The following is a 23,784-nucleotide window of genomic DNA, read 5'->3' as shown; positions in this document are numbered from 1 at the left end:
AAGCGGCGCAGTTCGCGCCGCTTTTATTTATCTTTAAATGGCCCGTCAATCACTGAATTTCTCGCTAACAAATCCGATGTGAACACATTCTCTTTCGACAAATATCCACCATCTAGCATCGATATTAAGCGGTTGATCACCTCGCTTATCATATCGCTCACCGGATCTTTGATACTGGTTAAAGCAGGTGAGAGATAAGGTGCGGTAGGTATATTATCGAAACCGATAATTGATATTTCATGAGGAACAGAAATACCCATATCGTTTAATTGTTTCATTGCACCAACCGCCATTTCATCGTTACTGGCGAGGATTGCGCTGATCTTGTTCTTGCGCGCAAGCAACGTTTCAACTGCCGCAACTCCGCTGGCTGGCGTCCATTTTCCTTGTGCAATCAGATCTTCATTTACACCAATATCATATTGATTTAATGCTTCTTTATAGCCTGATAAACGCTCAATAGCGGTAGGGGAGTCCATTGAGCCGGTAATAAAGGCAATATCGCGATGCCCGCGTTCAATAAGATATTTTGTTGCCTGGAAACTGGAGCCTTTATGATCACAAAAAACGCAGTGGCTTTGATTTTTTCTTAATTTTCGGTTAACCACCATAATGGGTTTTTTATGCTGCTCAATAATCAAATCCATTTCATCAATGGTTAAAAAACGCGGGTAAATAATGACCGCATCGCAGCGTAAATCGAGCAGAAACTGAATAGCTTCCCTTTCTTCCTGCGCACTGTGTTTACCATCGACCAGAATAAGCTGGCGACCATTGTCTTCTAATTTCTTCGCCGCCTGAGAAAGTATTTCGCTGAAATAACTGCCGTGATAAAGCGTGTTGGTGACCACTAAACCAATGCATTCCGATTTATTGGTCGCCAGATTACGCGCCAGTAAATTGGGCCGATACCCTGCCTCCTCAATGGCTTTATAGACCTGCTCTTTCGTGGCTTCGCTGACGTATCCCTTCCCGGACAGAACACGTGAAACGGTGGCTTTTGATACACCGGCTTTTTTTGCCACTTCTAGCATTGTCGACATTGGAGCTTCCTGGCTTTTATGAATGCGGCCATTTTACACATTCCGCGGCGACAAAATACTGCCCCATACCCGTCATACTTCAAGCTGCTTCTTTGTTGGCTGCGTGATCTCGCCCGGGTCACTTACTTAAGTAAGCTCCCTGGGACTCATTCCCTTGCCGCCTCGAAGCAACTCGAATTAATTAGGGTATGAAAGCGGTGTTAGTGGCCTTAAAAGGCTGATTATGGCGATCGTAATCACAAAATTAACAATATGTAAAATTAGTGTTTGATCTGTTTGTTTTGCTTGGTCAATCTAATGTGGAACCGGTTACCTATTTCTCGGACTCCCTACAAGTCGATGCGGTGTCACCGGAAAATATATTCATAACATCATGAATTTAAATAAAAAGAGTGATAACTCATGGCTAAGAATTATGCGGCAGTATCTCAGTCGATAGTCGACGCAATTGGTGGCGCAGGTAACGTTGGCGCGGTGACTCATTGCATGACGCGTTTGCGGTTCGTACTCAATGACGACAGCATCGTAGATACTGCAAAACTGAAAGCTATCAATGGCGTGATGGGTGTTGTTCGTAGTGAAAATCAGTGCCAGGTGATTATCGGTAACACGGTTTCTCAGGCCTACGCTGAAGTGCTAAAACTCCTGCCAGAAGGTATGCAGCCAGCCGAGCCTGCACAAGGGAAAGGCAAAATCACCCTGAAACGCATTGGTGCCGGGATTTTGGATGCGTTGATTGGCACCATGTCACCGCTGATTCCAGCCATTATTGGTGGCTCGATGGTGAAACTACTCGCCATGATTCTGGACATGACGGGCGTCTTTGAAAAAGGCTCCTCAACACTCGTCATTCTGAATGTGATTGGTGATGGCGCGTTCTTCTTCCTGCCAGTCATGGTCGCGGCTTCTGCGGCGGTTAAATTCAAAACCAATATGTCGCTGGCCATCGCCATTGCTGGCGTGCTGGTTCACCCAAACTTTGTTGATTTGATGGCGAAGGCAGCACAAGGCCAACACGTTGAATTTATGGGGATGTCGGTCACTGCGGTGAAATACACTTATACCGTTATCCCAGCGCTGTGCATGACATGGATTCTCTCTTATATCGAAAGATGGGTTGATCGCATTACACCTGCAGTAACGAAAAACTTCCTCAAACCGATGCTGATTGTGCTTATCTCCGCACCGATTGCCATCATGCTAATTGGTCCGTTGGGTATCTGGATTGGTACCGGTATTTCATCACTGGTTTACACCATTCATAGCTATTTGGGCTGGCTGTCGGTTGCGATTATGGGCGCGCTGTGGCCGCTGCTGGTGATGACCGGTATGCACCGTGTATTTACACCATCTATTATTCAAACCATCGCAGAGACAGGCAAAGAAGGGATGGTTATGCCATCTGAAATCGGTGCCAACTTGTCACTCGGCGGTTCATCTTTGGCTGTGGCATGGAAAACGAAAAACCCGGAATTGCGCCAGACGGCGCTGGCTGCAGCAGCATCGGCGATTGTGGCGGGGATTTCTGAACCTGCACTTTACGGTGTGGCGGTGCGTCTGAAACGTCCACTGATTGCGGCACTTATCAGTGGTTTTGTATGCGGTGCGGTCGCCGGAATTGGCGGGCTTGCGAGCCATTCAATGGCCTCACCAGGCTTATTTACCAGCGTGCAGTTCTTTGACCCGGCGAATCCAATGAGCATCGTATGGGTGTTTGGCGTGATGATCCTGGCGGTTGTGCTCTCTTTCTTCCTGACACTGTTACTGGGCTTCGAAGATATCCCGGTTGAACAAGAGCAAAGTAAAGAGAAAGAACAAGTACAGCCAAACGCTGTTGTTGCATCCGTAAGCGCTAATTAATTTAGAAGAGGAATCTCATGAGCGAATCTATATTTCCGAAGGATTTTTTATGGGGCGGTGCGATTGCGGCGAACCAGGCTGAAGGCGCATATCTTGAAGGCGGTAAAGGGCTAACCACGGTTGATACCATCCCGCATGGTAAAGACCGTATGTCGGTAAAACTGGGTATCGAAAAGCGTTTTAGTTTGCGTGATGACGAATACTACCCGAGCCATGTCGGTATCGATTTCTATCATCGTTACAAAGAAGACATCGCGCTGATGGCCGAAATGGGTTTCACCGTATTTCGTACTTCCATTGCCTGGAGCCGTATTTATCCGAATGGCGACGAGTTAACACCTAATGCGGAAGGCATCGCTTTTTACCGTGACATGTTTGCCGAGTGCAAAAAACAGGGCATCGAACCGCTGGTCACGCTGTGCCATTTCGATGTGCCAATGCATCTGGTGAAAGAGTATGGTTCCTGGCGTAACCGCAAAATGGTGGAGTTTTTCACCCGCTATGCGCGCACCTGTTTTGAAGCGTTCGATGGACTGGTGAAGTACTGGCTCACTTTCAACGAAATCAATATCTTGCTGCACAGCCCATACTCTGGCGCAGGTCTGGTATTCGAAGAAGGCGATAATAAAGAACAAGTGAAGTACCAGGCGACGCACCACGAACTGCTGGCAAGCGCCCTGGCGACCAAAATTGCCCACGAAGTGAATCCGAACAATCAGGTTGGCTGTATGTTAGCGGGTGGGAATTTCTACCCGTACTCCTGCAAGCCTGAAGATGTCTGGGCGGCGCTGGAAAAAGACCGTGAGAACTTGTTCTTTATTGATGTACAGGCGCGTGGTGCTTATCCGGCTTATACCAAACGCTTGTTCCGCGAGAAAGGTTTTGAACTTGAAGTGCAGCCTGGTGATGACGAAATCCTTAAAAATACCGTCGATTTTGTCTCATTCAGTTACTACGCTTCGCGTTGCGCTTCGGCCGATATGAACGATCAAAACAGCAATGCGGCAAACATCGTGAAATCCCTGAAAAACCCGCATATTCAAGCGAGTGAATGGGGGTGGGGTATTGATCCGCTGGGTCTGCGCATCACCATGAACATGATGTACGACCGTTACCAGAAACCGTTATTCTTGGTGGAAAACGGACTCGGTGCAAAAGACGAAATTAACGAGCAGGGTCAAATCAACGACGACTATCGCATCAGCTATTTGCGTGAGCACATCAAAGCGATGGCAGATGCTATCGACGACGGTATCCCGGTTATGGGTTACACATCGTGGGGCTGCATTGATTTGGTATCGGCTTCGACCGGGGAAATGAGCAAGCGTTACGGCTTTATCTACGTTGACCGCGACGACCAGGGTAACGGCACGCTCGCCCGCACGCGCAAAAAATCGTTTTACTGGTACAAGAAAGTGATTGCCAGTAACGGTTCTGATTTGAGCTAACTTGTGCGTCATGCGGGCAGGCTTTGTAGCCTGCCCGCAGTAAAACATTTAAACCCGCACCACCATCTCCAGAGCATCGCTATCCTGCAACCAGTCGCGTGTATTAATCCTCAGCATTTCCATAAACGTATTTCCAGCCGTTGAGAGACGAGCGATATTGGGGCACAAAATACAGATGCTGCTGGCGGGAAGCACTTCGCGTAACACCAGCGGACGCAGGTTCGGGCTGTAGCCGGGAAAGCGCAGACGCACTGACGTCCACATACTTACCGCATCCGTCTGTTCCATCATACGGGCCATAATCCACGGCGATGAGCAGTGAATAATGTTTTGCGGTAGCGGTAGGTTATAACGACGAAAAACTTGCCCAAGAATCGAATGCTCACCGGGTTCGTCCCAGTCCAGCCACGGGTAATCCATCAATTTCTTCAAAGAGGTGGTGTGCGTTACGGGGTGCTTAATTCCGGCAATCACTGTGTTGCTCAAAGCGTATAGCGTTTCGTAATACATACCGTTTTGCACCGCATTGCTGGCGGTGGTAATCACGGCAATATCCAGCCGCTGGTTCTCAAGCGCGTCGTGTATTTGCTGCGGGCGGCCTTCCATTACGATGAGTTTCACGCCGGGATAACGCGCCTGAAATTGAATCAGCGTGTTGGTAAATGGCCCGTAGGATGCGGCAGAAGTAAAACCTACCCGTAACTGGCGCATGGCTTTGCCAAGCAGATTGTCGATTTCATCCCGTGCCTGATGTAGCGAACGATCGATGTCCCGTGCATGGCGCAGCAAAACCTGCCCATACTCATTTAATGTTACGCCGCGTGATGAGCGTTGCAGAATCGGCATGCCGATTTCAGCTTCCATTTCCTGAATTGTTTTAGAAATGGCAGGTTGTGTGAGGTGTAACGCCTTTGCCGCTTTACCGATGCTGCCTTGCGCGGCAACTTCCAACAAAATATCTAACTGATTTAGTTTGATTTTCAATTTTCCGTCCCGCCAGAATCATCACCGTGGTGCAAAATTTGCTCTCTTACAATACAAATAAGATAACCAAAGGCATAACTAATTTTTATGATTGTAATGTTCTTTTTTTATGCAGATAGTTAAAACAACCCCTCCCAGTTGTTTACATCTGAGTAACAAAGAAGGACGTGAGCATGAAACAGCGTGTCAGCTATGCCCAGGTGGATGCCGAGATGTCAGCCTCGCTTCCGTATGATGCGCCGTTGGTCCCGGAGCGCGCTAACGCTAAGTCGTTGGTGGCAGTTACTCTCGGCAATGGCCTCGAGATTTACGACTTTGCGGTTTACAGCTTTTTCTCGGTGATCATTGGTCATCTCTTTTTCCCAAGCTCCAATGACTACACCTCGTTACTGCTGGCGGTGGGGACCTTTGGGGTTGGATTTGTGATGCGCCCACTAGGTAGCATGGTGTTAGGGAGCTATGCCGACAAACATGGACGTAAATCGGCGATGACGCTGATCCTCGGGCTCATGTCCCTGGGGGTAATGATGGTGGCCTTTGCGCCGACCTATAACCAGGCGGGGATCTTAGCTCCTGTCGTATTGGTTGCCGGGCGCATGCTGCAGGGTTTCTCTGCAGGCGGGGAAGTAGGGGCGGCGACCTCATGGTTGATGGAAGCCGGGGACAAATCTCGTCGCGGCGCGCGTGTCAGCTGGCAGATGACAAGCCAGGGCGGTGCGGCACTTTTTGGTGCGGCGATGGGCGCGGGCTTAAGCCATGTCCTGAGCGAGCAGCAGCTTTACGACTGGGGCTGGCGCATCCCGTTTATTGTTGGCCTGGCGATTATGCCGATTGGCTTGTATATCCGCCGCCAGCTTGCTGAAACTCACACAGTGACGCCAACCGTTAGCGCAGAAAGCCCGACTCTCACATTATGGCGTGAACACCGCCGTGCTTTGTTACTGGGCATTTTGCTGGTGATGAAAGGCACCACTACGTTTTACATCATCATCTACTACATGCCCGCTTATATGGTTAACACGCTGCATATGCCTGCCAGCACGTCGTGGTGGGTGAGTTTGACGGCAGCGGCATTAACGCTGGTGGTGCCATTCTTCGGTGGCAAGTTGGCAGATAGATTACCTAAGCGCAAACCGATTTTGATCGCCTGCGCATTAGGATCATTTGCCCTGATCTGGCCGATCTTTGCCACCATTCTGCACGGTGCGCCGCTCGGTATTACCCTGGCGCTGATTGCCGTGGATCAGATCCTCGCCAATATCAGTTCCGCCGCCTTTTTCTTGTTGATCCTCGAAGCCTTCCCGAAAGCGGTTCGTGCTTCTGGTATGGCTATGGTTTATGCCATTGGTGTCACGCTGTTTGGGGGATTCGCGCAATTGATCGTGACCTGGCTGTTAAAAGTCACCGGGCAACCGATGGCTCCGGCCTGGTATTTGATGTTCTGCGCGGTAGTGACATTCGGTGCATTGATTGCCTGGCATGAACGCAAAACTTTCTGTGATGAATAAAAAGGAATAACCCTATGCTGATTAAAGAAATTCTCGACCACGAAGAAGAGATGATTGCTATCCGCCGTGATTTTCATCAACACCCGGAATTAGGTTTTGAGGAGTTCCGCACCAGCGATCGTATCGCCCAGTTGCTGACGGGATGGGGTTACGAGGTGCATCGCGGCCTGGGCGGAACAGGCGTGGTAGGGACGTTAAAAGTCGGGAATGGCGGTAAGCGTCTGGGGATCCGTGCCGATATGGATGCACTGCCGATGCAGGAGCAAACTGGGTTGCCGTGGGCGAGCGTGAACGAGGGGAAAATGCACGCTTGCGGGCATGATGGGCACTGCGCGATTTTGCTGTCGGCGGCACGGTATCTGGCAGAACACCGCCCGTTCAACGGCACGCTGCACCTGATTTTCCAACCGTCGGAAGAGTCCATCGGTGGGGCTAAGCGCATGATTGATGATGGTTTATTTAAGCTATTCCCTTGTGATGCGGTATTTGGTCTGCACAACTTCCCATTGCTGCCTGCGGGTGAGATCGCCACCAAACCCGGTGCCTTGATGGCCTCGTCAGACAGCATGACGATCACTCTTGAAGGCAAAGGCGGCCACGGATCGATGCCTGAACATTGTATTGATCCTACCGTTGCAGGTGCCTCGATCGTGATGGCGTTGCAAACCATTGTGTCGCGCAATGTGGATCCGCAGGATTCTGCTGTAGTGACGGTGGGGAGTCTGCAAAGCGGTACTACGCACAACATCATCCCTCACAGTGCGGTGCTAAAACTGAATATGCGTACTTTTAAAGCTGAAGTACGTGAGGCGGTAAAGCTGCGTATTGATAAGTTGGTGCACGCTCAGGCGGAAAGCTTCGGAGTGAAGGCGTCAATCGCGGTGGACTTCGGCTACCCGGTGACGGTGAATGATCCTCAACAGACTGAGTTTGCACTCCAGATAGCACGCGACGTTTTTGGATCCGATAAAGTTGCCGATCCTGCGCAGGTGAAAAGTGCGATGGGCAGTGAAGACTTTTCATTCATGCTTGAAGAAGTTCCGGGCTGCTATTTATGGCTTGGTACCGCAACCGGCAATAATGATTACTCGGTTCACCATCCTTTGTATCAGTTTAACGATGCCTGCATTTCGGGTGGCGCGACATATTGGGTCAAACTGACCGAGTCATTTTTACGTTAAATTCCCAGCCCTCATCCTGTGTAAAGCAGGGTGAGGGTGCCCGTAAATTACAACTTTCTGCTGACGGTGAATAACCCTGGGTTTTCTAGACTGAAAGAAAACGTGTGTTGAGGTTTAACATGTCCTGGCAGCCTTTTCTCTCAGTGATCCCGGGCTCTGTACCTGCGGATCTGGCCATTAAACATATCTCTTACAGTGATATAAGCGATAGCTGGCCGATGAAAGATCAGGTTTTAGAGCAGATTGATGATATCAACCAGCAGTTAGAAGGTGATCCGACACTCGAAGCCCCGGAAATTTTTCTGGATGGCCAGGGAATGCGACGGATACGCTACCGAAACAAGCTGTCAGAACAAGCCTTTATAAATCGCCCCGCACTCGAAGAGTGGCGTTGCCAGTTGGTTCCTACCGCTCTTTCACTATGGTCTGTGCAGCATCCGCTTGCCGAGCGCCTGATAAGCGGAAGGGAAATAGATAGCAACAGCCGGGCATGGTTTATACATGCCAATGATGCTCAAGGTGTTCGTTCACGAGCGAAAGTGATGTCGGCGATTGCTGATGTGTATATCAATAATCATGTTACCGGCAACTGGATAAGTCTTGCCTGTGGTGCAGCGGTACCCGTGCTCAGAGCATTGCGTGGTGCGAAATTACGCGCGCAGAAATTCACCATATTGCTGGTTGATCACGACAGGCAGTCGCTGAAATTTGCCCGTGGGCTTGCGACTCAATATGGCCTGGTGGAAGGGCATCATTTTCAGCTGTTAATGAGGAATTTATTCGACCGGATGATTTTCAGTGACAAGCTGGTTCAGGAACTGGGTGAACAATCAGCTGAGCTCGTTGATGGACTGGGGATTTTCGAATATTTTTCGACATCTGAAGCGGTGAGTTTTATTCGCCATGCGTTGCGCTTAGTTAAACCAGGCGGCGTGTTGATTATTTCCAATATGCTGACTACTAGCCCACAGCTTGCCTTTTTATTGCGCTGTATCGGCTGGCCCACACTCTATCCGCGCACATTGCCTGAGCTAAGAGATATTATTATTGCAGCGGGTGTCGATTTGAAAAATGTCACCGTTACGTTACCCAGTGATGGTGTCTATGCGGTGCTGGAAATTAATGTGAAATCCTGAATCTGCCCCCGGTATCAGGGGCAGGTAATCTGATTAAGACAGATAATTTACGCCTTGCTTCAGGACAAAATCACACGCCTGAGTTTTCACTTTTTCTGCCAGCGGTGAATTACCGATGGTTTTCAGATCCAATTGCTGGCCTTTGCCGGTGTTCAGCAAGCCCATCAAACCCTGAGTGTAATCTTCTGGTGGAGTTTGCTTTGTGCCGCTATCTAAACCTAATTTATCCATCAACTGATTTTTGATGTTTTCAGGGTTGGTTGCTGATACCAGTTTGTTCTTCATGCAGTACTGCAAAATACCTGCCGCATTCGTCATGCTGTCTGAACTCAGGGCTTTAGTGCCGCCGCCAAGCAGGCTGGTCAATGACGCCATAGAGTTGCCGGTTGTTCCGGTGCTACTGCTGGAGGTGGTGGTTTTGCTTAACTCTGTTGCCGCGCTGGAGAGTTGATCTTGCCAGCTTGATGCCATCGCCTGGCCGGTAAACACGGACGTTGCCAGCGCCAGAGCGCATATAACACGATTGCTTGCTTTCATCTTTTATACTCTTTTTCGATAACCTGCATTGCAGGAGAATTTCCGCCGAGTATACCGCTTTCTCTGGGCCTGTTGAGGTTCGGAGAGTTCTTAAAGCATCCAAAAATACGGTTATTTACGGCCCGATGTAGCGCAGTACCACTTTTACCGCCATTTCACGGTAATGGCTGGTGCTGTCAGTCGGTTCGGCTCCGTCTTCAAAGAAGTTGGAGAAGGTATAGCTGTTAGCAACATGGTAGAAACTAAAGCTACTGATCAGGCGGTGAACGTCTTTGGCGCAAACCTGCTTATTGAACAGCTGTTTTTCTTGCCCACGGGTTAACACATCTTCCAGTAATTCCAGTGCGCTGCGGTTAATTTCCCGCAGGTAAGCGGATTCTTTTACGAAACGCCCGCGCTGCATGTTTTCCATACAGATGATGCGAATAAAATCTGGATGCGTGGCATGGAAATCAAATGTCCATTCCACCAGTTCCACCATTGCTTCTACCGGCGGCTGGTCTGAGAGATTGAGCTTGCGCTCACAACTGCGAATTTGGGTATACACATACTCAAGCACCTGAACATAGAGCAGCTCTTTGCTTTTGAAGTGATAGACGACCATCCGCTTTGTGGTGTTGGCTTTCTCGGCAATCTGTTCCATGCGTGCGCCGTTAAGGCCAAATTCAGCGAACAAACTAATGGCGCTGAAGAAAATCTTTTCTTTCAGACTGGCGTCATCAAAACGCTCAGGAAGATAAATTTCGTGGGTTTCCACGCAAGGCTCCTTAATGTCATCAGACCGCGGGTAACAGACCTGGCCTGATGACATTAAAACAAGTTTGCGCGGGCAAAGCACTGATGAGTTAGCGAAGCCCTGAAATACATCACACTCGCGGGCGTTTACGGTAAAGCCACAGGCCAGGAATAGATAAGCCAATCGACAATGCGCCGAGGATAAACGAGGCCTTCAGGAAGTTGGTGAGCAGCTGAATCATGAGGTCTTCGGTGTAACCAAAGTGGCTGAGTTTCACCGCTGAAATCATCGCGGTATAGGCAGAAATTCCTGGGAACATGGGAATTACCGCAGCCACTGTGAACACTTTAGGATGCGCCAGGTACCAACGCGACCACTGTATTCCAATCGTGCCTATCAGAAGGGAGGCGATAAACGTACTCCATTCGATGTTCATACCCGCCGCCATCATTGCCATTCGGGAACCGTGGCCAATCGCGCCGAGCAGAGCGCAGTAAGGCAAAGCACGCTGCGGGACATTAAACACCAGCGCAAAGCCTAGTGCGGGAATCGCCGCAAGCACCATGTCTTGTAGCAACGCCAGTAAAAAATCGATTATTCCCATCCGCGCAGCCCCCATAGTGACATGGCCATCACGACACCAATACAGGTAGCAAGCGTTAGTAGGCTCGCCATTGCCCATCTTGCAAGCCCCGTGTTGACGTGACCTTTAAACATATCGGCCACGGCGTTAATCAGCGGAAAGCCCGGCACCAGCAGCAGCACGCTTGCCGCCATGGCAATATTGGATGTCGTGGCAAATGGGCCTTTGGCAATGAGTAACCCAGAAATTGTGGTGGCAACAAACGCCGTAATGCAGAAATTAATTTGCGGGTGTAGATGGCGTGCGGTAAACACCAGGCGAACATACATCGCTACAGAACTGGCAAGAAAGGCGACGAAGGCACCGTCCCAACCGCCTTTATTTAGCTTACAGAAGCAGCCACAAGATAGGCCAACCATCAGCACCACTAACCAACGTGGATAGCGCAGCGGTTTTATGTGCGTAAAACGTTTCAAAACATCTTTATGATCCAGAAGCTTATGCTCGGCCATAATCACAATGTGTTGCACTTCTGTCACCACATGCATGTTGATGCCGCGGTCAGTGTTTTTACGCGTGGTGGTAAGGCATTGATTATCTTTTATGGTGCTTAGCACAATAGCATTTGCTGAAATTGAGCTTTCAACGCTATCCATACCTAAGGCAATGCCCAGGCGACAGGAAAGTTCTTCTACCAGTGCGCTTTCGGCACCATGTTGCAGCAAAAAAAGCCCACACTGGATGCAAAGGCGAGTCACGTCCCGTTGCGTGTTTACATCTTCCGACATACCTGTCCTATGAAAGGTAGAAGCGACGATAGCCGCTCAAATTTTAACATCCTTTATTATTAGCATATGCCACTACCAGGACTCAGGCGCTCCAGATCAACATTTAACCAAATAACCTATTTCGCACACTTTTTCGGCGAACTATGAACTCGTCCACACTCTTTACATGACTTTCGAAAAGTGCACGTTTTAGACCGATATTGGCCTTCTTTTTCCCTCTGATGACGTTAAAAATGCATTAACGAGCAATTGTTAAACATAAAAATAACATTTTAATAACGCACATCAGAGAACGTATCCTATGAAAACTCAGGTAGTGATTATTGGTGCTGGTCCGTCGGGTTTGCTGTTGGGGCAATTACTACATAACGCAGGCATCAGCAATGTGGTGCTTGAACGACAATCACCCGAACATGTTTTAGGACGTATTCGTGCGGGCATCCTGGAGAACGGCACCGTAGATTTGTTGCGTGAGGCAGGGGTCAGTCAAAGAATGGATGTGGAAGGGTTAGTCCATGAGGGTGTTGAGTTTTTGGTTGATGGAAAGCGTATCCCTGTTCCGCTAAAAGAACTGACTGGCGGGAAGACGGTGATGGTGTATGGCCAGACGGAAGTGACTCATGATTTGATGGAAGCGCGCCGAGCAACTGATGCTATTTCCATATACGGCGTTAGCAACGTGCAATTATTTGATCTCAAAAGTGATTGTCCCTATGTCACTTTTGAGAAGCAGGGTGAAACCTGCCGTATCGATTGTGACTATATTGCGGGTTGCGATGGCTTTCACGGTGTTTCCCGTAAGGCTATTCCTGAAGAAGTCACTCGTGAGTACGAACGTGTTTATCCGTTCGGCTGGCTTGGGTTGTTATCGGATACGCCACCAGTTAACCATGAGCTTATTTATGCTCATCATGAGCGGGGATTCGTTTTGTGTAGTCAGCGCTCACTAACTCGAAGCCGCTACTATTTACAGGTCCCACTTAGTGACAATGTTGAATCCTGGTCAGATGAACGCTTCTGGGGCGAACTAAAGCTGCGGTTGCCTAAAGAGCTGGTTGAGAAGTTAGTGACTGGTCACTCACTTGAGAAAAGTATCGCCCCGTTACGTAGTTTTGTGGTGGAGCCGATGCAATATGGCAATCTTTTCCTGGTGGGTGATGCGGCTCATATTGTGCCGCCGACCGGAGCAAAAGGATTAAATCTTGCCGCATCTGATGTGAATTACCTGTATCGGATTTTGAGCAAGGTGTATCACGAAGGGCGAACTGATTTGCTGGAGACTTATTCACCAATGGCATTGCGTCGAGTATGGAAAGGGGAGCGTTTTAGCTGGTTTATGACTAATCTGCTTCATGATTTCGAAGGCATGGATGAGTTTGACCGTAAGATGCAGCAGGCCGATCGTGAATATTATTTGGCTTCGCGCGCAGGGTTGACAACGATTGCTGAAAACTATGTTGGATTGCCATTCGAACTTGTTGAATAAACTATACTTATTCAGCGTAGGATTAAAGAGGATGTCATGGCCCCGAACACCAGTATTCCGGTATTCAAACTTTATGGTGAAAGCCGGAACTGGCCTGCATCTGATTTGCTGCATTGCGAGTCCATCCACAGCCGCAGTAGCCTTTATGAATGGCATATTCGTACGCATCAACATGCGGATTTAGTTCAACTGCTTTATTTGCATAAAGGGCAGGTGGAGATAGACATTGAGGGCTGTACTCACCATGTGACGCATGCCTGCATTCAAGTTGTTCCGGCCTTGTGCGTGCACGGTTTTAAATTTTCACCCGGTGCACAAGGCTATTCACTGTCTTTTTCAGCGCCTTTAATAACGCAGTTTGAACAACAGTTTGGTCGCCCTTTGCAGGTGCTCTCACAAGCCACCTGCCTGCCGGTGAAAGGCTCTCGCAGGCAAATTAATACTCTGTTTAGCACTCTGCAAAGTGAGTATGAAGGCCAGGGTGAAGCGCGCGATATGATGTTGCATTCACTGATTAGCGCCTTGCTGGTTTGGCTTAATCGGCAATGTACTCCAGCCCCGAATGGCAGTTCGCGTGTTGAGCGAAAACGTTCAGTGATTCATCAGTTTAACCAACTCGTTGAACGACATTATCGTGAGCAACTTTCGGTAACGCATTATGCAAGTGCCGTAGGGCTATCCAGTGTGCATTTAAATAATCTGTGCCATGAGTTTTATGGCTACAGCGCACTAAACGTATTGCATCAAAGGCTGTTGCTTGAAGCCCGACGCAGTTTGCTCTACACCAGCATGACAGTCAGTCAAATCTCTGATTATCTTGGTTTTAGTGACTCAACCTACTTTTCACGTTTTTTCCGTCGCCATATGGCAACTACGCCAAAAGATTTTCGTAATCATCCAATTCGGGATCTTTAAGTCGGTTTTCTGTTTTACAGGAATTGTTTATATTAAATTATTGTTTTCTCTTTCAATACTCCATTGGATTTTTGCTAATAAATATAATGGGGTGAATGCTATTTAAATTGGCGTTGCATGTTGCTTTTCATGTATATCTATTATCCTTTGTTTTTATGTTTTTTGATATATTGATCAAGGGAATGATATGGAAAATAATATCACTATAAATAATGTATCGAGTCAAGTAATGGTTGTTATACCTTGTGTATTAATGGTGGAAGGGATAATTCATCAGCTAAATGCCAGACCAGAATTTAAAAATTCAATTAATATTATTAAAGATATTCATGGCGCTTATGATGAAGTGTTAAAAATCCCCCATCCCACTATCATCTTAAATATTAGTAAATCATCACAGCAATTGGCTGAGGAGATAAAGTTTATTAAATGGTATCGAAAGGCAAAACCAAATAAAAATATTGTTATTTACACTCATAATCATAAGGTCAGCATTCTGAAGTATATTTCATCTCTGGGTGTTCGAGTGATTATATCTCAGTATGAATCAGCCTCAATATTTATGGAGCTGTTAATAAAATCACTATCTAGTAATATAACCCTACACAGCCCAATGATTAAAACTGTTCTGCGGGAGCAGATACCTGGTGAATTGACGGAATGCGAGATGGAGGTAATCGAGCAACTATTTTTAGGACGTAACGTTACCCAAGTAGCAAAGCGTTTGGGGCGCGATATCAGAACAGTAAGCTCACATAAAAGACATGCAATGGAAAAGCTGGGATTTCACTGTGATAAAGACCTACATGTTTTTCGCTGTGAGCTAACAGGCAATTAATTGTTATTATAAGGATATTTTGATGACGGAAAACAAGGAAACGATCTTTTTGCATAATCCTTTTTGTCGTGCAGTAGTTATTAGTAAACGGCCATTGATGAGAGAAGGTGTGCAGATCGTTATGAAAGAAAAAGCGGCAGAATCTTCACAGATTTTGTTGGCAGATTATTTAGAGCTAAATTCAGAAATTCTCGATCAGGCGGATGTTGTCATGCTTGAGCTGGATAGTTCGCAACAGGAATTCATACAGCAATGTGACTTTCTGAGCCATCTGAAAAATGAATCTCAGCATGTAAGATGGATATTTATTATGCCTCAACATCTGCTCAATCTCGCTATTGAACGTTTGCTGACAACCAAAACTTCATTGCTTTCTTTACATGAACCAATGAACAGCATTATCGAGCATGTATTTAATAATGCTAGTGATGTTGAAAGAATCAGCAACTGTCTTTTGCAAGAGAGAGCTGCACAGGCATCTGTTAATGATATGGTCAAAACGAGGTTAACTTTTTCAGAATGCCGAGTTTTACGGCTGATCAGTAAAGGCTGGAAGTTGGTGCAAATTGCGACGCTACTTGAAAAAAACTATAAAACCGTTAGCGCACAAAAAAAAAGCGCTATGCGCCGATTGGAAATTAAAACAGATGCCGAAATGTATACCTGGCTATTCAGTGAACATGGAAAGCGGGAGTTAAATATTCCACCTTATAAACAGTGAGTATGAAAATAATGGGGTACGACTGAGGAGCTCAAATCCTTCCTCAGTCTCCTGATTATTGGCACACATCTACCCAATGTGCAGCGGTGAGTTCAGCCAAACGAGCAGGTGAAATGCGCACCGCGCTATGGATGGCTCCGGCAGCAGGTAAAACCTCCTCGTACTGTTTAAGTGAAATATCGCAGTAAACTGCTAACGGATTTTCTAGTCCAAAAGGACACACTCCGCCCACGGGGTGGCCTGTCCAGGTCACAACCTCATCACTGCTAAGCATGCGGGCTTTGGCCCCAAAAACAGTTTTAAGTTTTTTATTATCCAGGCGTGCGTCACCTTTCGCGACAACCAACACCACTCTATCCTTCACTTTCAACGACAATGTTTTAGCAATCTGCCCTGGCTCGACGTTATGGGCTGTCGCAGCTAAAGCAACAGTTGCTGTGCTTTGATTCAATTCAATGATGTCGATATCGGGGGCGTTTTCGGCAAAGAATTGCCGGACGGACTGCAGGCTCATGCTTTTCTCCCATTCTGTTCAGCAAATAATTTGGCATAAGTATGTGCTATATGTAAACCAGTGAAACCGACCCTGATTGTGTCGAATGAAAGGGCGACGTTGTGATGTGAAATACCTAAAGAAGCTAAAGTTTCAGTGATTTCTGGATCTTCTTCACATTCACTGCAACCGGTTTCAGTAACCGGTTGCAGTAGGTGAATTAGCGATGAATACTTAAACGGTCACACACCTGTACCCAATAATAAGAGCAGCCTATGAAACCGATTTTTTTATGCTGTGCCACTGATGTCGAATTGAAAGCTGTATCTAAAAAGGTCCCGGTTTCGGGGATGAATTCTATGAATTACGGACTGTTGCGCGGCGATACTTTTCCCGCGGCTACATTCGCGTTGATAGCCTGACTGGAGTTCCGATATGTCTACGAATCATGCAGCTTTTAATTTGATTTTCCGTTTTGTAGAAAACTACGTTAGTCCCGTTGCGGGACGAATCTCTTCACAGCGCCATGTTATGGCGATTCGTGATGGGTTTATCTCTGCGATGCCATTTATGATTGTCGGTTCGTTCTTGCTGGTGTTTGCATACCCTCCATTCTCGCCAACCACCACCTGGGGGTTTGCTCGCGCATGGCTGGATATGGCGAAACAGTTTGAAGGGCAAATTCTGACGCCGTTTGATATGACGATGGGCATTATGTCTATCTACATTTGTGCGGCTATTGCCTACAACCTCGGTAAGCACTATGTGAAGTCGCACGGCCTGGATCCATTCATGTGCGCAATGCTTTCACTCATGGCTTTTCTGCTGGTGGCGGCACCAAAAACTAAAGGCACGATGCCGGTAGACAGTATGGGAGGGACAGGGATTTTCACTGCAATCCTGGTGGCGATTTACTGTGTCGAAATGATGCGTTTCCTGAAAGCGCACAATATCGGAATCAAACTCCCGGACCAGGTTCCACCGATGATCAAAAACTCCTTTGATCTTCTGATCCCCGTTCTGGTTGTGGTGCTAACGCTCTACCCACTGAGCCTGTTCATTCAGTCTGAGTTTGGCATGTTGATTCCACAAGCCATTATGTCACTGTTCAAACCGCTGGTTTCTGCGGCGGACTCACTGCCTGCTATTTTGCTGGCGGTGCTGATTGGCCATCTGCTTTGGTTTGCAGGAATTCACGGCGCGGCCATTATTTCTGGCATGCTGCAAATGTTCTGGTTGACCAACCTAGGTATGAACCAGAGCGCGTTGGCACAAGGTGCGCCACTGCCACACATCTTTATGGAAGCGTTCTGGACGTTCTTTATCGTGATTGGTGGTTCGGGTGCAACCATGGGGCTGGTGATTTGCTATCTGCGTAGTAAATCAGCTCACCTGCGCTCTATTGGGCGACTAAGCGTGGTGCCAAGTTTCTTTAACATTAACGAACCGGTCATTTTCGGTACGCCAATTGTTATGAACCCAGTGTTCTTTATTCCGTTCCTGCTGGCACCAATGGTTAACGCCGTGCTGGCGTGGGGTGCAATGAAGATGGATTTGATTGGCCGTGTGATTTCAGTTGTGCCGTGGACTGCTCCTGCACCAATCGGTGCGGCTTGGGCTCTGGGCTGGGATTTCCGCGCGGCGATTCTGGTTATTCTGCTGGCTGTCGTTTCCGCCATCATCTACTTCCCGTTCTTCAAAGTGTACGAGAAGCAGTTGCTGGAACAAGAAGCGGAAGAAGCACAGAGATCATCTGGAGAAGAGAGCCAACAGGCTGCTTAACAGTAGAGCGATGAGTGCAATGAAACGGTGGGGAAACCCACCGTTTTACTTTAACGTGCAGTCACCGCAGCGTTGTACATCTGGCAGTTTATAGCGTTGGCAGCAGGTGCGACGTACTAGCAAACCTTCACGGAGAATGACGGTACGGTAGAGGGGATTATCCTGACCATCCTGCAGCTGTTTCTCAAAGAAACAGGCATGACGCAACTCGGCAATTGTTGATTCATCCAGCAACTCTCTGAGCTCGCCAAAAAACCAGTTCAGCAGATATCCCGTATTACTCCAGATGAGTTTTCCATTGATTTCACCACTTTTTTCCAGTGCCTCAACGACGGGCATTAACCCTTTAATAATCAGCTTTTCAAGGCGTTGGGTTAACGGCATTGTTGTTGCCATCTTATCTTCCTGGACGTCTAGCCAGAAAGTAGCAGCTCTGCCTGTTTCATGAAACTCAACATGGATGTGTTGCGGGTCGATATCCAGTGCACGAGGTTGGGTAATCAATGCCATGACCAGCGGTGGAACCAACAAACCAAGATACCATTGTGCCCATAGCGATTTTAGCGGCTTCCCTTCACGCGCAAGCTGCGGCTGGTTCCGGTAAATGTGGTCACTGTAGCAGGCGAGAAATGAAGTTAAGGCCGCAGGTTGTGCCCACTGATGCAGAGCCTGGCTGGTGTGAGGCACAGGTTCATTGAGTTTGATGATGTCGTTGAAGTACGGTCGATGCACAGCAAAATGCGCGCGTAGCTCATCTGCAAGCGGCGGTTGCGAGCTCGTAAATGGCGGCTGCCATGCAAAATCATTAATAAACTGTGAAGACTGAAACGACATCGGCAAACAGAACCACTAATACAAATGATAATGATTGCCAATCCTATCTATAGATAATGCCTTTAGCAAGGTTGTTTTGTGTTCAAGGTATTTAGCCGTTAAAGATGAGCGGGTTCTGTTGGTGTTTGAAGGAGAGTGTCGCTGACAAAGATGCTGTTACGGCCCTGTCGTTTGGCACGATAAAGTGCGCCGTCAGCTTTGCGCAATGCTTCTTCAATGTCGTGCTGCTCAAGTGCTGCAAGTCCGATGCTTATTGTAAGATGGGTCGCCACGCTTTTATTAAACATGTGCTGAATATTTAAATCATAAACGCGTTGGCGAATGCGCTCTGCTGTTTGCAGGGCTTGTTCAGCATCAACATCAACCAGTAAAACCATAAACTCTTCGCCACCATAACGCGTGACGACATCACGTGAACGAACAGCATCACGAATGGCCGCAGAGACATGCGTCAGTGCCTTATCGCCCATGTTATGACCATAGTTATCGTTGTAGTCTTTAAAATGGTCGATATCCAGTAGCAGTATATAATGCTGGCCGCTGCTGACTGAGAGCAGAGTGTCAAAACGGTTCTGGAACCCACGGCGATTATTCAAACCGGTAAGCGGATCTAACATACTAAGATCGTTAAGGGTTTCTTTTTCTTCAAGCAGCTTATTCATCAAACGACGCGTAAAGTTATCATGACGCTGATGAATGATATGTTGAATGGTAATCCCCACGCCTGGCAGAACAATTGAATACAACAGGCGCGGCCAGTTGGCCCCTTGATCAAGCCAGAATATGATTAAGGTGGCAGGCAGGCATGCGGCAATAAATGCTTGTATATTATTAATAAAAGAGATTGCGCCAATAAATAATATTGCCAACAAGGCAATAATTAAAAAAGAAACGTCTTTATTTGGCATTGCAGAGACTTTTATATAGATATGCCCCGCCCAGAGTAAGCCAATTATTAACGAAATGAAGTTAATGTTAATTAATTTCTTTTTATTTACTAGCTGCCAGAGTAGACAGGACAGGCTTACCACCAGCACCAGAACAATGGGTACTGTAATATGTTGCGTATTAGTTGCCGGGGATATCATGCTAAATCCCGCAGAAAACGCATTCAATAATAAAAATAAACGCAAAGAGAGTTGATGTTTCCCTTTGAGTAAAGTGGACCAATTTGTTGCTGTCATATCAAAAATAGTTCTTTCGACTCATGCCGACATTATGCTGGGAATGAAGTAGGAAAATATATCCGTAAAGTGATTACTTCATATATGTATTCGGTGTTAATCAGAGATTTAACATTCTGGGCCAATCTATCACCTTACTGAATATATGTCATCTGATGATACAGAAAGCTTAACATTTCTAATGTAAAACTGACGATACGCTATCGCTGACAAACGAGAAATAATATCATATGATATTGGTTATCATTACCAATTGATGAGATAGCGATGATGTTACAACGTCAGTTAGAAAGTGCATGGGGTGTGCTGGTGCCGGCAGGTATCGTCGCCGCGTTACTGTATCTAGATCTTTCTTTTAGTCAGTGGCGCGTCTTGATTGTATTAGGATTATTGGTGACCGCAGCCATGCTGTACCATAAACGGTTACGTCATTTTGTGCTGCTACCGTCATGCGTTGCATTTGCCAGTGGGCTTGCTTTGGTGATGATGAATATGGGAACGATGAGATAGCGAGATAAAACTGAGGGATAAAAGAGTACTGCTGGGAAGTTGATAAGAATTGGTGCGAAGAGAGGGACTTGAACCCTCACGCCCGTTAGAGCACTAACACCTGAAGCTAGCGCGTCTACCAATTCCGCCACCTTCGCAATTCAAAACTTATCTGATATCGCCTTCGCATTGGTGCGAAGAGAGGGACTTGAACCCTCACGTCCGTAAGAACACTAACACCTGAAGCTAGCGCGTCTACCAATTCCGCCACCTTCGCGCAGTGCGAACGATATCTTGCGTGGTTAATGGTGCGAAGAGAGGGACTTGAACCCTCACGTCCGTAAGAACACTAACACCTGAAGCTAGCGCGTCTACCAATTCCGCCACCTTCGCATACCCACAACACCGAAGTATTGTAACCACGGAGGCGCATTCTAGATGTTTTCTGCGCGTCGTCAACAGTTAATTTGGTGCCGCTTTTCTAATCGCTGGAAAAAGCGGCACTGTGTTGTATTAACGCTTCTTCACGCCACGCATCACAACTGAGCGGTAAACTTTGAAACGCCCTGTCTGAGCGATCACTTCGTGGTTACCAAAGGTTTCGTCCAGCACGTCCGGATAGGCCAGGAAGGCGTTCGCTACGATACGCAATTCACCGCCCATATTCAGATGGCGGACTGCGCCGCGAATCAGCTGGTGAGCTGCATCAAGGCTAGTTTGCAAACCATCATGGAACGGTGGGTTTGAGATAATCATGTCAAAACGACCATTCACTTCGGAATAGACGTTACTGGCGATGACTTCGCCTGCGATCTCGTTGGCTGCAAGCGTTGCGCGGCTTGCTGCAACGGCTGGAGCAGAAACATCACACAAAGTCAGACGGACTTTTGGAGAATGTTTAGCCAGGGTTACCGCCAGCACGCCAGCGCCACAACCTACATCCAGCACTTTACCTTTGGTGTGCGCAGTCAGCGTGGAAAGCAGCAATTTACTGCCGGTATCCAGGCCATCACGGCTGAACACGCCCGGCAGCGTTTTGATGGTCATATCATTGTGCTGATACTCATCCCACCAGGAATTCTCATCAAACTGTGGCTGTTTTTCCAGTTGACCGTGATAGAAGCCGCAACGACGCGCGCTGTCGATTTTATTCAGCGGGCAGAATTCGGCGAGCATTTGCTCGGCACTACGAACGCCGCTACGGTTCTCACCCACCACAAAAATGTCACTGCCAATCGGCATTAAAGACAAAATGTTCATCAGCTGGAACTGCGCTTCTGGCTTATTCTTCGGCCAGTAGTAAATCAGGGTGTTGCAATCGCCAAGGGTGCTGGCATCCGCCACCAGACTATATTGCGCATCTTCGCCCATTTGAGCGCTCAGAGCCTGCCAGTGGTGAAATTGTTGTGTGTGAACGCGACTTACCGCCGTTTCGAAACGGGCAGGCAGGTCGTCTTGTAAATCACCGGCAAACAGCACGCGGCTCTCGGTAAAATCATCGCTATGGCGCAGCAGCACTTCACTTGCCGGGGTTAACGCAGTCATCAAATTACTCCTGGGAAATCAGAACCGGGATTATAGAGCTTTAATGGCGCATATTCGATGAATTTGCTATATTTGCGCCCCAATTGGCACTCTCAATAGGTTTCGCTATGCCTCAAATACCTTTGCGACGTGACTGGTTGTTACAACAACTGGGCATTACTCAATGGGAGCTGCGACGCCCGGCTGCGTTACAGGGCGAAATTGCCGTCTCGCTGCATGAAAACGTCAAATTGCTGATGGTTGCCGAAGACCTTCCAGATTTAAGCGATCCGTTAGTTAACGATGTTTTGCGTAGTCTGAATTTGGATGCACAGCAGGTCATGCAACTGACGCCTGAACGAGCCGCGATGCTGCCAACTGACAGCCGCTGTAATAGCTGGCGATTGGGTGTGAGTGAACAACTCCCCATTCCCGGTGCGCAGTTGGCGACTCCCGAATTAAACGAGCTTTATGAAAATGGCGCGGCACGACAAGCGTTGTGGCTGCAAATTTGTGAACATGAAAACGATTTCTTCCCTCACCACCAGTGACTTGAGCGCGGCTTACGCCATCGAACTTCGCAGCCATGCTTTCCCATGGAGTGAAAAGACCTTCGCCAGTAACGAAGGTGAGCGCTATTTGAATTTTCGCCTCGATGTTGATGGCAAAATGGCGGCGTTTGCGGTGACGCAAGTCGTGTTGGATGAGGCGACGCTGTTTAATATTGCTGTTGACCCTGATTACCAACGTCAGGGGTTAGGTCGCCAGTTGCTGGAGCATTTAATCAGCGAACTGGAAGCGCGAGATGTATTTACCCTGTGGCTTGAAGTGCGCGCCTCAAATACGGCAGCGATCGCACTTTATGAAAGTCTGGGCTTTAACGAGGCGACGATTCGCCGTAACTACTACCCCACAAAAGAGGGTCGCGAAGACGCCATCATCATGGCGTTACCGTTAGGCTAATTTGAAAAAGGTGTGTTGATGAACTGGGACTGGATTTTATTTGATGCTGACGAAACGCTATTTACCTTTGACGCTTTCGGCGGCTTGCAGCGGATGTTTCTCGATTATAGCGTGACCTTTACCGCTGAAGATTTCCAGGATTACCAGGCGGTTAACAAACCTTTGTGGACCGATTACCAGAATGGAACCATTAGCGCGCTTCATTTACAGCATCAGCGTTTCCAGGGGTGGTCCGAAAGATTATCAGTGCCTGCGGGTGACCTTAATGCAGCATTTCTTAACGCTATGGCCGAAATTTGCGTGCCGCTGCCTGGTGCTGTTTCGCTGCTTAATGCGTTAAAAGATAAAGTGAAAATCGGTATTATCACCAACGGTTTTACTGCGTTGCAGCAAATTCGCCTGGAGCGTACCGGTCTGCGCGATTATTTCGATTTGCTGGTGATTTCTGAACAGGTCGGCGTCGCGAAACCCGATCGTAAGATTTTTGATTACACTTTTGAGCAAATGGGCCAGCCGCCACGCGACCGAGTAATGATGGTTGGTGACACTGCGGAATCAGATATTTTAGGCGGCATGAACGCAGGCATTGCCACCTGCTGGCTCAATGCCCATGGACGAAGCTTACCGGAAGGCATCACGCCGACCTGGGAAGTGACCACATTAAGTGAACTGGAGCGATTGTTGTGTAACTAATGACTGCTTACAGCCGATTGTTAAACCTCACCTGATGGGTAGAATAGCCGTCAGGTAA

Annotated in this window: 24 protein-coding genes and 3 tRNA genes; 14 read left to right on the top strand and 13 right to left on the bottom strand. The window is 47.8% G+C overall.

What is annotated here, in order from left to right; translation table 11 throughout:
- Nucleotides 1-23 precede the first annotated feature (23 nt).
- On the bottom strand, nt 24-1,043 hold the full coding sequence (locus LVQ79_RS08890) for a LacI family DNA-binding transcriptional regulator (protein WP_232864656.1): 1,020 nt from the start codon (nt 1,041-1,043) through the stop codon (nt 24-26).
- A 402-nt stretch (nt 1,044-1,445) separates the two neighbouring features.
- Here LVQ79_RS08890 and ascF point away from each other — a divergent pair, with 402 nt between their 5' ends.
- Nucleotides 1,446-2,903 carry a PTS cellobiose/arbutin/salicin transporter subunit IIBC gene (ascF, locus tag LVQ79_RS08885; protein ID WP_232864655.1) on the top strand — a complete coding sequence of 486 codons (1,458 nt, stop codon included), beginning with the start codon at nt 1,446-1,448 and terminating at the stop codon, nt 2,901-2,903.
- A gap of 17 nt (nt 2,904-2,920) precedes the next feature.
- Complete coding sequence (locus tag LVQ79_RS08880; protein WP_232864654.1) at nt 2,921-4,351, top strand: 6-phospho-beta-glucosidase; 1,431 nt, start codon at nt 2,921-2,923, stop codon at nt 4,349-4,351.
- 48 nt (nt 4,352-4,399) lie between these two features.
- Here LVQ79_RS08880 and LVQ79_RS08875 read toward each other — a convergent pair whose 3' ends face one another.
- A complete protein-coding gene (locus LVQ79_RS08875; protein ID WP_151993053.1) occupies nt 4,400-5,335 on the bottom strand; it encodes a LysR family transcriptional regulator in 936 nt (311 codons plus the stop codon).
- 173 nt (nt 5,336-5,508) lie between these two features.
- Here LVQ79_RS08875 and LVQ79_RS08870 point away from each other — a divergent pair, with 173 nt between their 5' ends.
- From LVQ79_RS08870 to LVQ79_RS08860, 3 genes are all read left to right on the top strand, one after another.
- A complete protein-coding gene (locus tag LVQ79_RS08870; protein ID WP_232864653.1) occupies nt 5,509-6,843 on the top strand; it encodes an MFS transporter in 1,335 nt (444 codons plus the stop codon).
- Between the two features lie 14 nt (nt 6,844-6,857).
- Entirely contained in the window at nt 6,858-8,024 is a 1,167-nt protein-coding gene (locus LVQ79_RS08865; RefSeq protein WP_232864652.1) for a M20 aminoacylase family protein, read from the top strand.
- Nucleotides 8,025-8,143: 119 nt separating this feature from the next.
- On the top strand, nt 8,144-9,160 hold the full coding sequence (locus LVQ79_RS08860; protein WP_232864651.1) for a class I SAM-dependent methyltransferase: 1,017 nt from the start codon (nt 8,144-8,146) through the stop codon (nt 9,158-9,160).
- A 33-nt stretch (nt 9,161-9,193) separates the two neighbouring features.
- Here the strand turns inward: LVQ79_RS08860 and LVQ79_RS08855 are convergent, their stop codons facing one another.
- The 4 genes from LVQ79_RS08855 to LVQ79_RS08840 form a co-directional block, all read right to left on the bottom strand.
- Nucleotides 9,194-9,697 carry a YjjA family protein gene (locus LVQ79_RS08855; protein ID WP_232864650.1) on the bottom strand — a complete coding sequence of 168 codons (504 nt, stop codon included), beginning with the start codon at nt 9,695-9,697 and terminating at the stop codon, nt 9,194-9,196.
- A gap of 115 nt (nt 9,698-9,812) precedes the next feature.
- Nucleotides 9,813-10,454 (bottom strand): TetR/AcrR family transcriptional regulator, encoded by a 642-nt coding sequence (locus tag LVQ79_RS08850; RefSeq protein ID WP_226811976.1) that lies wholly within the window; start codon nt 10,452-10,454, stop codon nt 9,813-9,815.
- A gap of 109 nt (nt 10,455-10,563) precedes the next feature.
- Entirely contained in the window at nt 10,564-11,037 is a 474-nt protein-coding gene (locus tag LVQ79_RS08845) for a threonine/serine exporter (RefSeq protein ID WP_232864649.1), read from the bottom strand.
- Entirely contained in the window at nt 11,028-11,804 is a 777-nt protein-coding gene (locus LVQ79_RS08840; RefSeq protein ID WP_151993059.1) for a threonine/serine exporter family protein, read from the bottom strand. The genes LVQ79_RS08845 and LVQ79_RS08840 overlap by 10 nt, the downstream gene beginning before the upstream one ends.
- 301 nt (nt 11,805-12,105) lie before the next feature.
- Between LVQ79_RS08840 and pobA the strand changes: the two genes are divergently transcribed.
- From pobA to LVQ79_RS08820, 4 genes are all read left to right on the top strand, one after another.
- Nucleotides 12,106-13,290: a 4-hydroxybenzoate 3-monooxygenase gene (pobA, locus tag LVQ79_RS08835; RefSeq protein WP_232864648.1), complete on the top strand. Its 1,185-nt coding sequence runs from the start codon at nt 12,106-12,108 to the stop codon at nt 13,288-13,290.
- A 36-nt stretch (nt 13,291-13,326) separates the two neighbouring features.
- A complete protein-coding gene (locus LVQ79_RS08830) occupies nt 13,327-14,205 on the top strand; it encodes a helix-turn-helix domain-containing protein (RefSeq protein WP_232864647.1) in 879 nt (292 codons plus the stop codon).
- 187 nt (nt 14,206-14,392) lie between these two features.
- Nucleotides 14,393-15,043 (top strand): LuxR C-terminal-related transcriptional regulator, encoded by a 651-nt coding sequence (locus LVQ79_RS08825; protein ID WP_232864646.1) that lies wholly within the window; start codon nt 14,393-14,395, stop codon nt 15,041-15,043.
- 22 nt (nt 15,044-15,065) lie between these two features.
- On the top strand, nt 15,066-15,764 hold the full coding sequence (locus tag LVQ79_RS08820) for a helix-turn-helix transcriptional regulator (RefSeq protein ID WP_232864645.1): 699 nt from the start codon (nt 15,066-15,068) through the stop codon (nt 15,762-15,764).
- 55 nt (nt 15,765-15,819) lie between these two features.
- On the opposite strand, the gene LVQ79_RS08815 is transcribed toward LVQ79_RS08820, so the two are convergent.
- The gene (locus LVQ79_RS08815; RefSeq protein WP_154150759.1) at nt 15,820-16,278 is read right to left on the bottom strand and encodes a YbaK/EbsC family protein; all 459 of its coding nucleotides are present in this window, start codon (nt 16,276-16,278) and stop codon (nt 15,820-15,822) included.
- Between the two features lie 414 nt (nt 16,279-16,692).
- Here LVQ79_RS08815 and LVQ79_RS08810 point away from each other — a divergent pair, with 414 nt between their 5' ends.
- The gene (locus tag LVQ79_RS08810; protein WP_064513892.1) at nt 16,693-18,039 is read left to right on the top strand and encodes a PTS sugar transporter subunit IIC; all 1,347 of its coding nucleotides are present in this window, start codon (nt 16,693-16,695) and stop codon (nt 18,037-18,039) included.
- 45 nt (nt 18,040-18,084) lie between these two features.
- Here the strand turns inward: LVQ79_RS08810 and fhuF are convergent, their stop codons facing one another.
- Together fhuF and LVQ79_RS08800 are read right to left on the bottom strand one after the other, a co-directional pair.
- A complete protein-coding gene (gene fhuF / locus LVQ79_RS08805) occupies nt 18,085-18,873 on the bottom strand; it encodes a siderophore-iron reductase FhuF (protein WP_232864644.1) in 789 nt (262 codons plus the stop codon).
- A 98-nt stretch (nt 18,874-18,971) separates the two neighbouring features.
- Nucleotides 18,972-20,057: a GGDEF domain-containing protein gene (locus LVQ79_RS08800; protein WP_232864643.1), complete on the bottom strand. Its 1,086-nt coding sequence runs from the start codon at nt 20,055-20,057 to the stop codon at nt 18,972-18,974.
- Nucleotides 20,058-20,327: 270 nt separating this feature from the next.
- Here LVQ79_RS08800 and LVQ79_RS08795 point away from each other — a divergent pair, with 270 nt between their 5' ends.
- Nucleotides 20,328-20,567 carry a DUF1435 domain-containing protein gene (locus LVQ79_RS08795; RefSeq protein WP_232864714.1) on the top strand — a complete coding sequence of 80 codons (240 nt, stop codon included), beginning with the start codon at nt 20,328-20,330 and terminating at the stop codon, nt 20,565-20,567.
- A 50-nt stretch (nt 20,568-20,617) separates the two neighbouring features.
- On the opposite strand, the gene LVQ79_RS08790 is transcribed toward LVQ79_RS08795, so the two are convergent.
- From LVQ79_RS08790 to rsmC, 4 genes are all read right to left on the bottom strand, one after another.
- Nucleotides 20,618-20,704: transfer RNA gene (locus LVQ79_RS08790), tRNA-Leu, on the bottom strand.
- A 32-nt stretch (nt 20,705-20,736) separates the two neighbouring features.
- Nucleotides 20,737-20,823 (bottom strand) — tRNA-Leu (locus LVQ79_RS08785).
- Between the two features lie 29 nt (nt 20,824-20,852).
- A tRNA-Leu gene (locus tag LVQ79_RS08780) sits at nt 20,853-20,939 on the bottom strand.
- 120 nt (nt 20,940-21,059) lie between these two features.
- Entirely contained in the window at nt 21,060-22,091 is a 1,032-nt protein-coding gene (gene rsmC / locus LVQ79_RS08775; protein ID WP_232864642.1) for a 16S rRNA (guanine(1207)-N(2))-methyltransferase RsmC, read from the bottom strand.
- 107 nt (nt 22,092-22,198) lie between these two features.
- On the opposite strand from rsmC, the gene LVQ79_RS08770 reads away from it, so the two are divergent.
- The 3 genes from LVQ79_RS08770 to yjjG are packed head-to-tail and all read left to right on the top strand — an operon-like array spanning nt 22,199 to nt 23,726.
- Nucleotides 22,199-22,621: a DNA polymerase III subunit psi gene (locus LVQ79_RS08770; RefSeq protein WP_255668893.1), complete on the top strand. Its 423-nt coding sequence runs from the start codon at nt 22,199-22,201 to the stop codon at nt 22,619-22,621.
- Nucleotides 22,590-23,033, top strand: coding sequence for a ribosomal protein S18-alanine N-acetyltransferase (gene rimI / locus LVQ79_RS08765; protein ID WP_151993069.1), 444 nt, complete (start codon nt 22,590-22,592; stop codon nt 23,031-23,033). The genes LVQ79_RS08770 and rimI overlap by 32 nt, the downstream gene beginning before the upstream one ends.
- 18 nt (nt 23,034-23,051) lie before the next feature.
- Nucleotides 23,052-23,726, top strand: coding sequence for a pyrimidine 5'-nucleotidase (gene yjjG, locus LVQ79_RS08760; RefSeq protein ID WP_232864641.1), 675 nt, complete (start codon nt 23,052-23,054; stop codon nt 23,724-23,726).
- Nucleotides 23,727-23,784: the final 58 nt, after the last annotated feature.

It is taken from the genome of Buttiauxella cochleicola (assembly GCF_021282405.1).
In the GTDB taxonomy this organism is placed as follows: domain Bacteria; phylum Pseudomonadota; class Gammaproteobacteria; order Enterobacterales; family Enterobacteriaceae; genus Buttiauxella; species Buttiauxella massiliensis.
Note: the sequence above shows the minus strand (reverse complement) of the source record. Positions and strands in the feature narration are given on the sequence as shown.

What these genes read in the sequence shown, in the direction of transcription:
- LVQ79_RS08890 (WP_232864656.1), bottom strand. Translation starts at nt 1,043, where the DNA reads ATGTCGACAATGCTAGAAGTGGCAAAAAAAGCCGGTGTATCAAAAGCC.
- ascF (WP_232864655.1), top strand. Translation starts at nt 1,446, where the DNA reads ATGGCTAAGAATTATGCGGCAGTATCTCAGTCGATAGTCGACGCAATT.
- LVQ79_RS08880 (WP_232864654.1), top strand. Translation starts at nt 2,921, where the DNA reads ATGAGCGAATCTATATTTCCGAAGGATTTTTTATGGGGCGGTGCGATT.
- LVQ79_RS08870 (WP_232864653.1), top strand. Translation starts at nt 5,509, where the DNA reads ATGAAACAGCGTGTCAGCTATGCCCAGGTGGATGCCGAGATGTCAGCC.
- LVQ79_RS08865 (WP_232864652.1), top strand. Translation starts at nt 6,858, where the DNA reads ATGCTGATTAAAGAAATTCTCGACCACGAAGAAGAGATGATTGCTATC.
- LVQ79_RS08860 (WP_232864651.1), top strand. Translation starts at nt 8,144, where the DNA reads ATGTCCTGGCAGCCTTTTCTCTCAGTGATCCCGGGCTCTGTACCTGCG.
- LVQ79_RS08855 (WP_232864650.1), bottom strand. Translation starts at nt 9,697, where the DNA reads ATGAAAGCAAGCAATCGTGTTATATGCGCTCTGGCGCTGGCAACGTCC.
- LVQ79_RS08845 (WP_232864649.1), bottom strand. Translation starts at nt 11,037, where the DNA reads ATGGGAATAATCGATTTTTTACTGGCGTTGCTACAAGACATGGTGCTT.
- LVQ79_RS08840 (WP_151993059.1), bottom strand. Translation starts at nt 11,804, where the DNA reads ATGTCGGAAGATGTAAACACGCAACGGGACGTGACTCGCCTTTGCATC.
- pobA (WP_232864648.1), top strand. Translation starts at nt 12,106, where the DNA reads ATGAAAACTCAGGTAGTGATTATTGGTGCTGGTCCGTCGGGTTTGCTG.
- LVQ79_RS08830 (WP_232864647.1), top strand. Translation starts at nt 13,327, where the DNA reads ATGGCCCCGAACACCAGTATTCCGGTATTCAAACTTTATGGTGAAAGC.
- LVQ79_RS08825 (WP_232864646.1), top strand. Translation starts at nt 14,393, where the DNA reads ATGGAAAATAATATCACTATAAATAATGTATCGAGTCAAGTAATGGTT.
- LVQ79_RS08820 (WP_232864645.1), top strand. Translation starts at nt 15,066, where the DNA reads ATGACGGAAAACAAGGAAACGATCTTTTTGCATAATCCTTTTTGTCGT.
- LVQ79_RS08815 (WP_154150759.1), bottom strand. Translation starts at nt 16,278, where the DNA reads ATGAGCCTGCAGTCCGTCCGGCAATTCTTTGCCGAAAACGCCCCCGAT.
- LVQ79_RS08810 (WP_064513892.1), top strand. Translation starts at nt 16,693, where the DNA reads ATGTCTACGAATCATGCAGCTTTTAATTTGATTTTCCGTTTTGTAGAA.
- fhuF (WP_232864644.1), bottom strand. Translation starts at nt 18,873, where the DNA reads ATGTCGTTTCAGTCTTCACAGTTTATTAATGATTTTGCATGGCAGCCG.
- LVQ79_RS08800 (WP_232864643.1), bottom strand. Translation starts at nt 20,057, where the DNA reads ATGACAGCAACAAATTGGTCCACTTTACTCAAAGGGAAACATCAACTC.
- LVQ79_RS08795 (WP_232864714.1), top strand. Translation starts at nt 20,328, where the DNA reads ATGTTACAACGTCAGTTAGAAAGTGCATGGGGTGTGCTGGTGCCGGCA.
- rsmC (WP_232864642.1), bottom strand. Translation starts at nt 22,091, where the DNA reads ATGACTGCGTTAACCCCGGCAAGTGAAGTGCTGCTGCGCCATAGCGAT.
- LVQ79_RS08770 (WP_255668893.1), top strand. Translation starts at nt 22,199, where the DNA reads ATGCCTCAAATACCTTTGCGACGTGACTGGTTGTTACAACAACTGGGC.
- rimI (WP_151993069.1), top strand. Translation starts at nt 22,590, where the DNA reads ATGAAAACGATTTCTTCCCTCACCACCAGTGACTTGAGCGCGGCTTAC.
- yjjG (WP_232864641.1), top strand. Translation starts at nt 23,052, where the DNA reads ATGAACTGGGACTGGATTTTATTTGATGCTGACGAAACGCTATTTACC.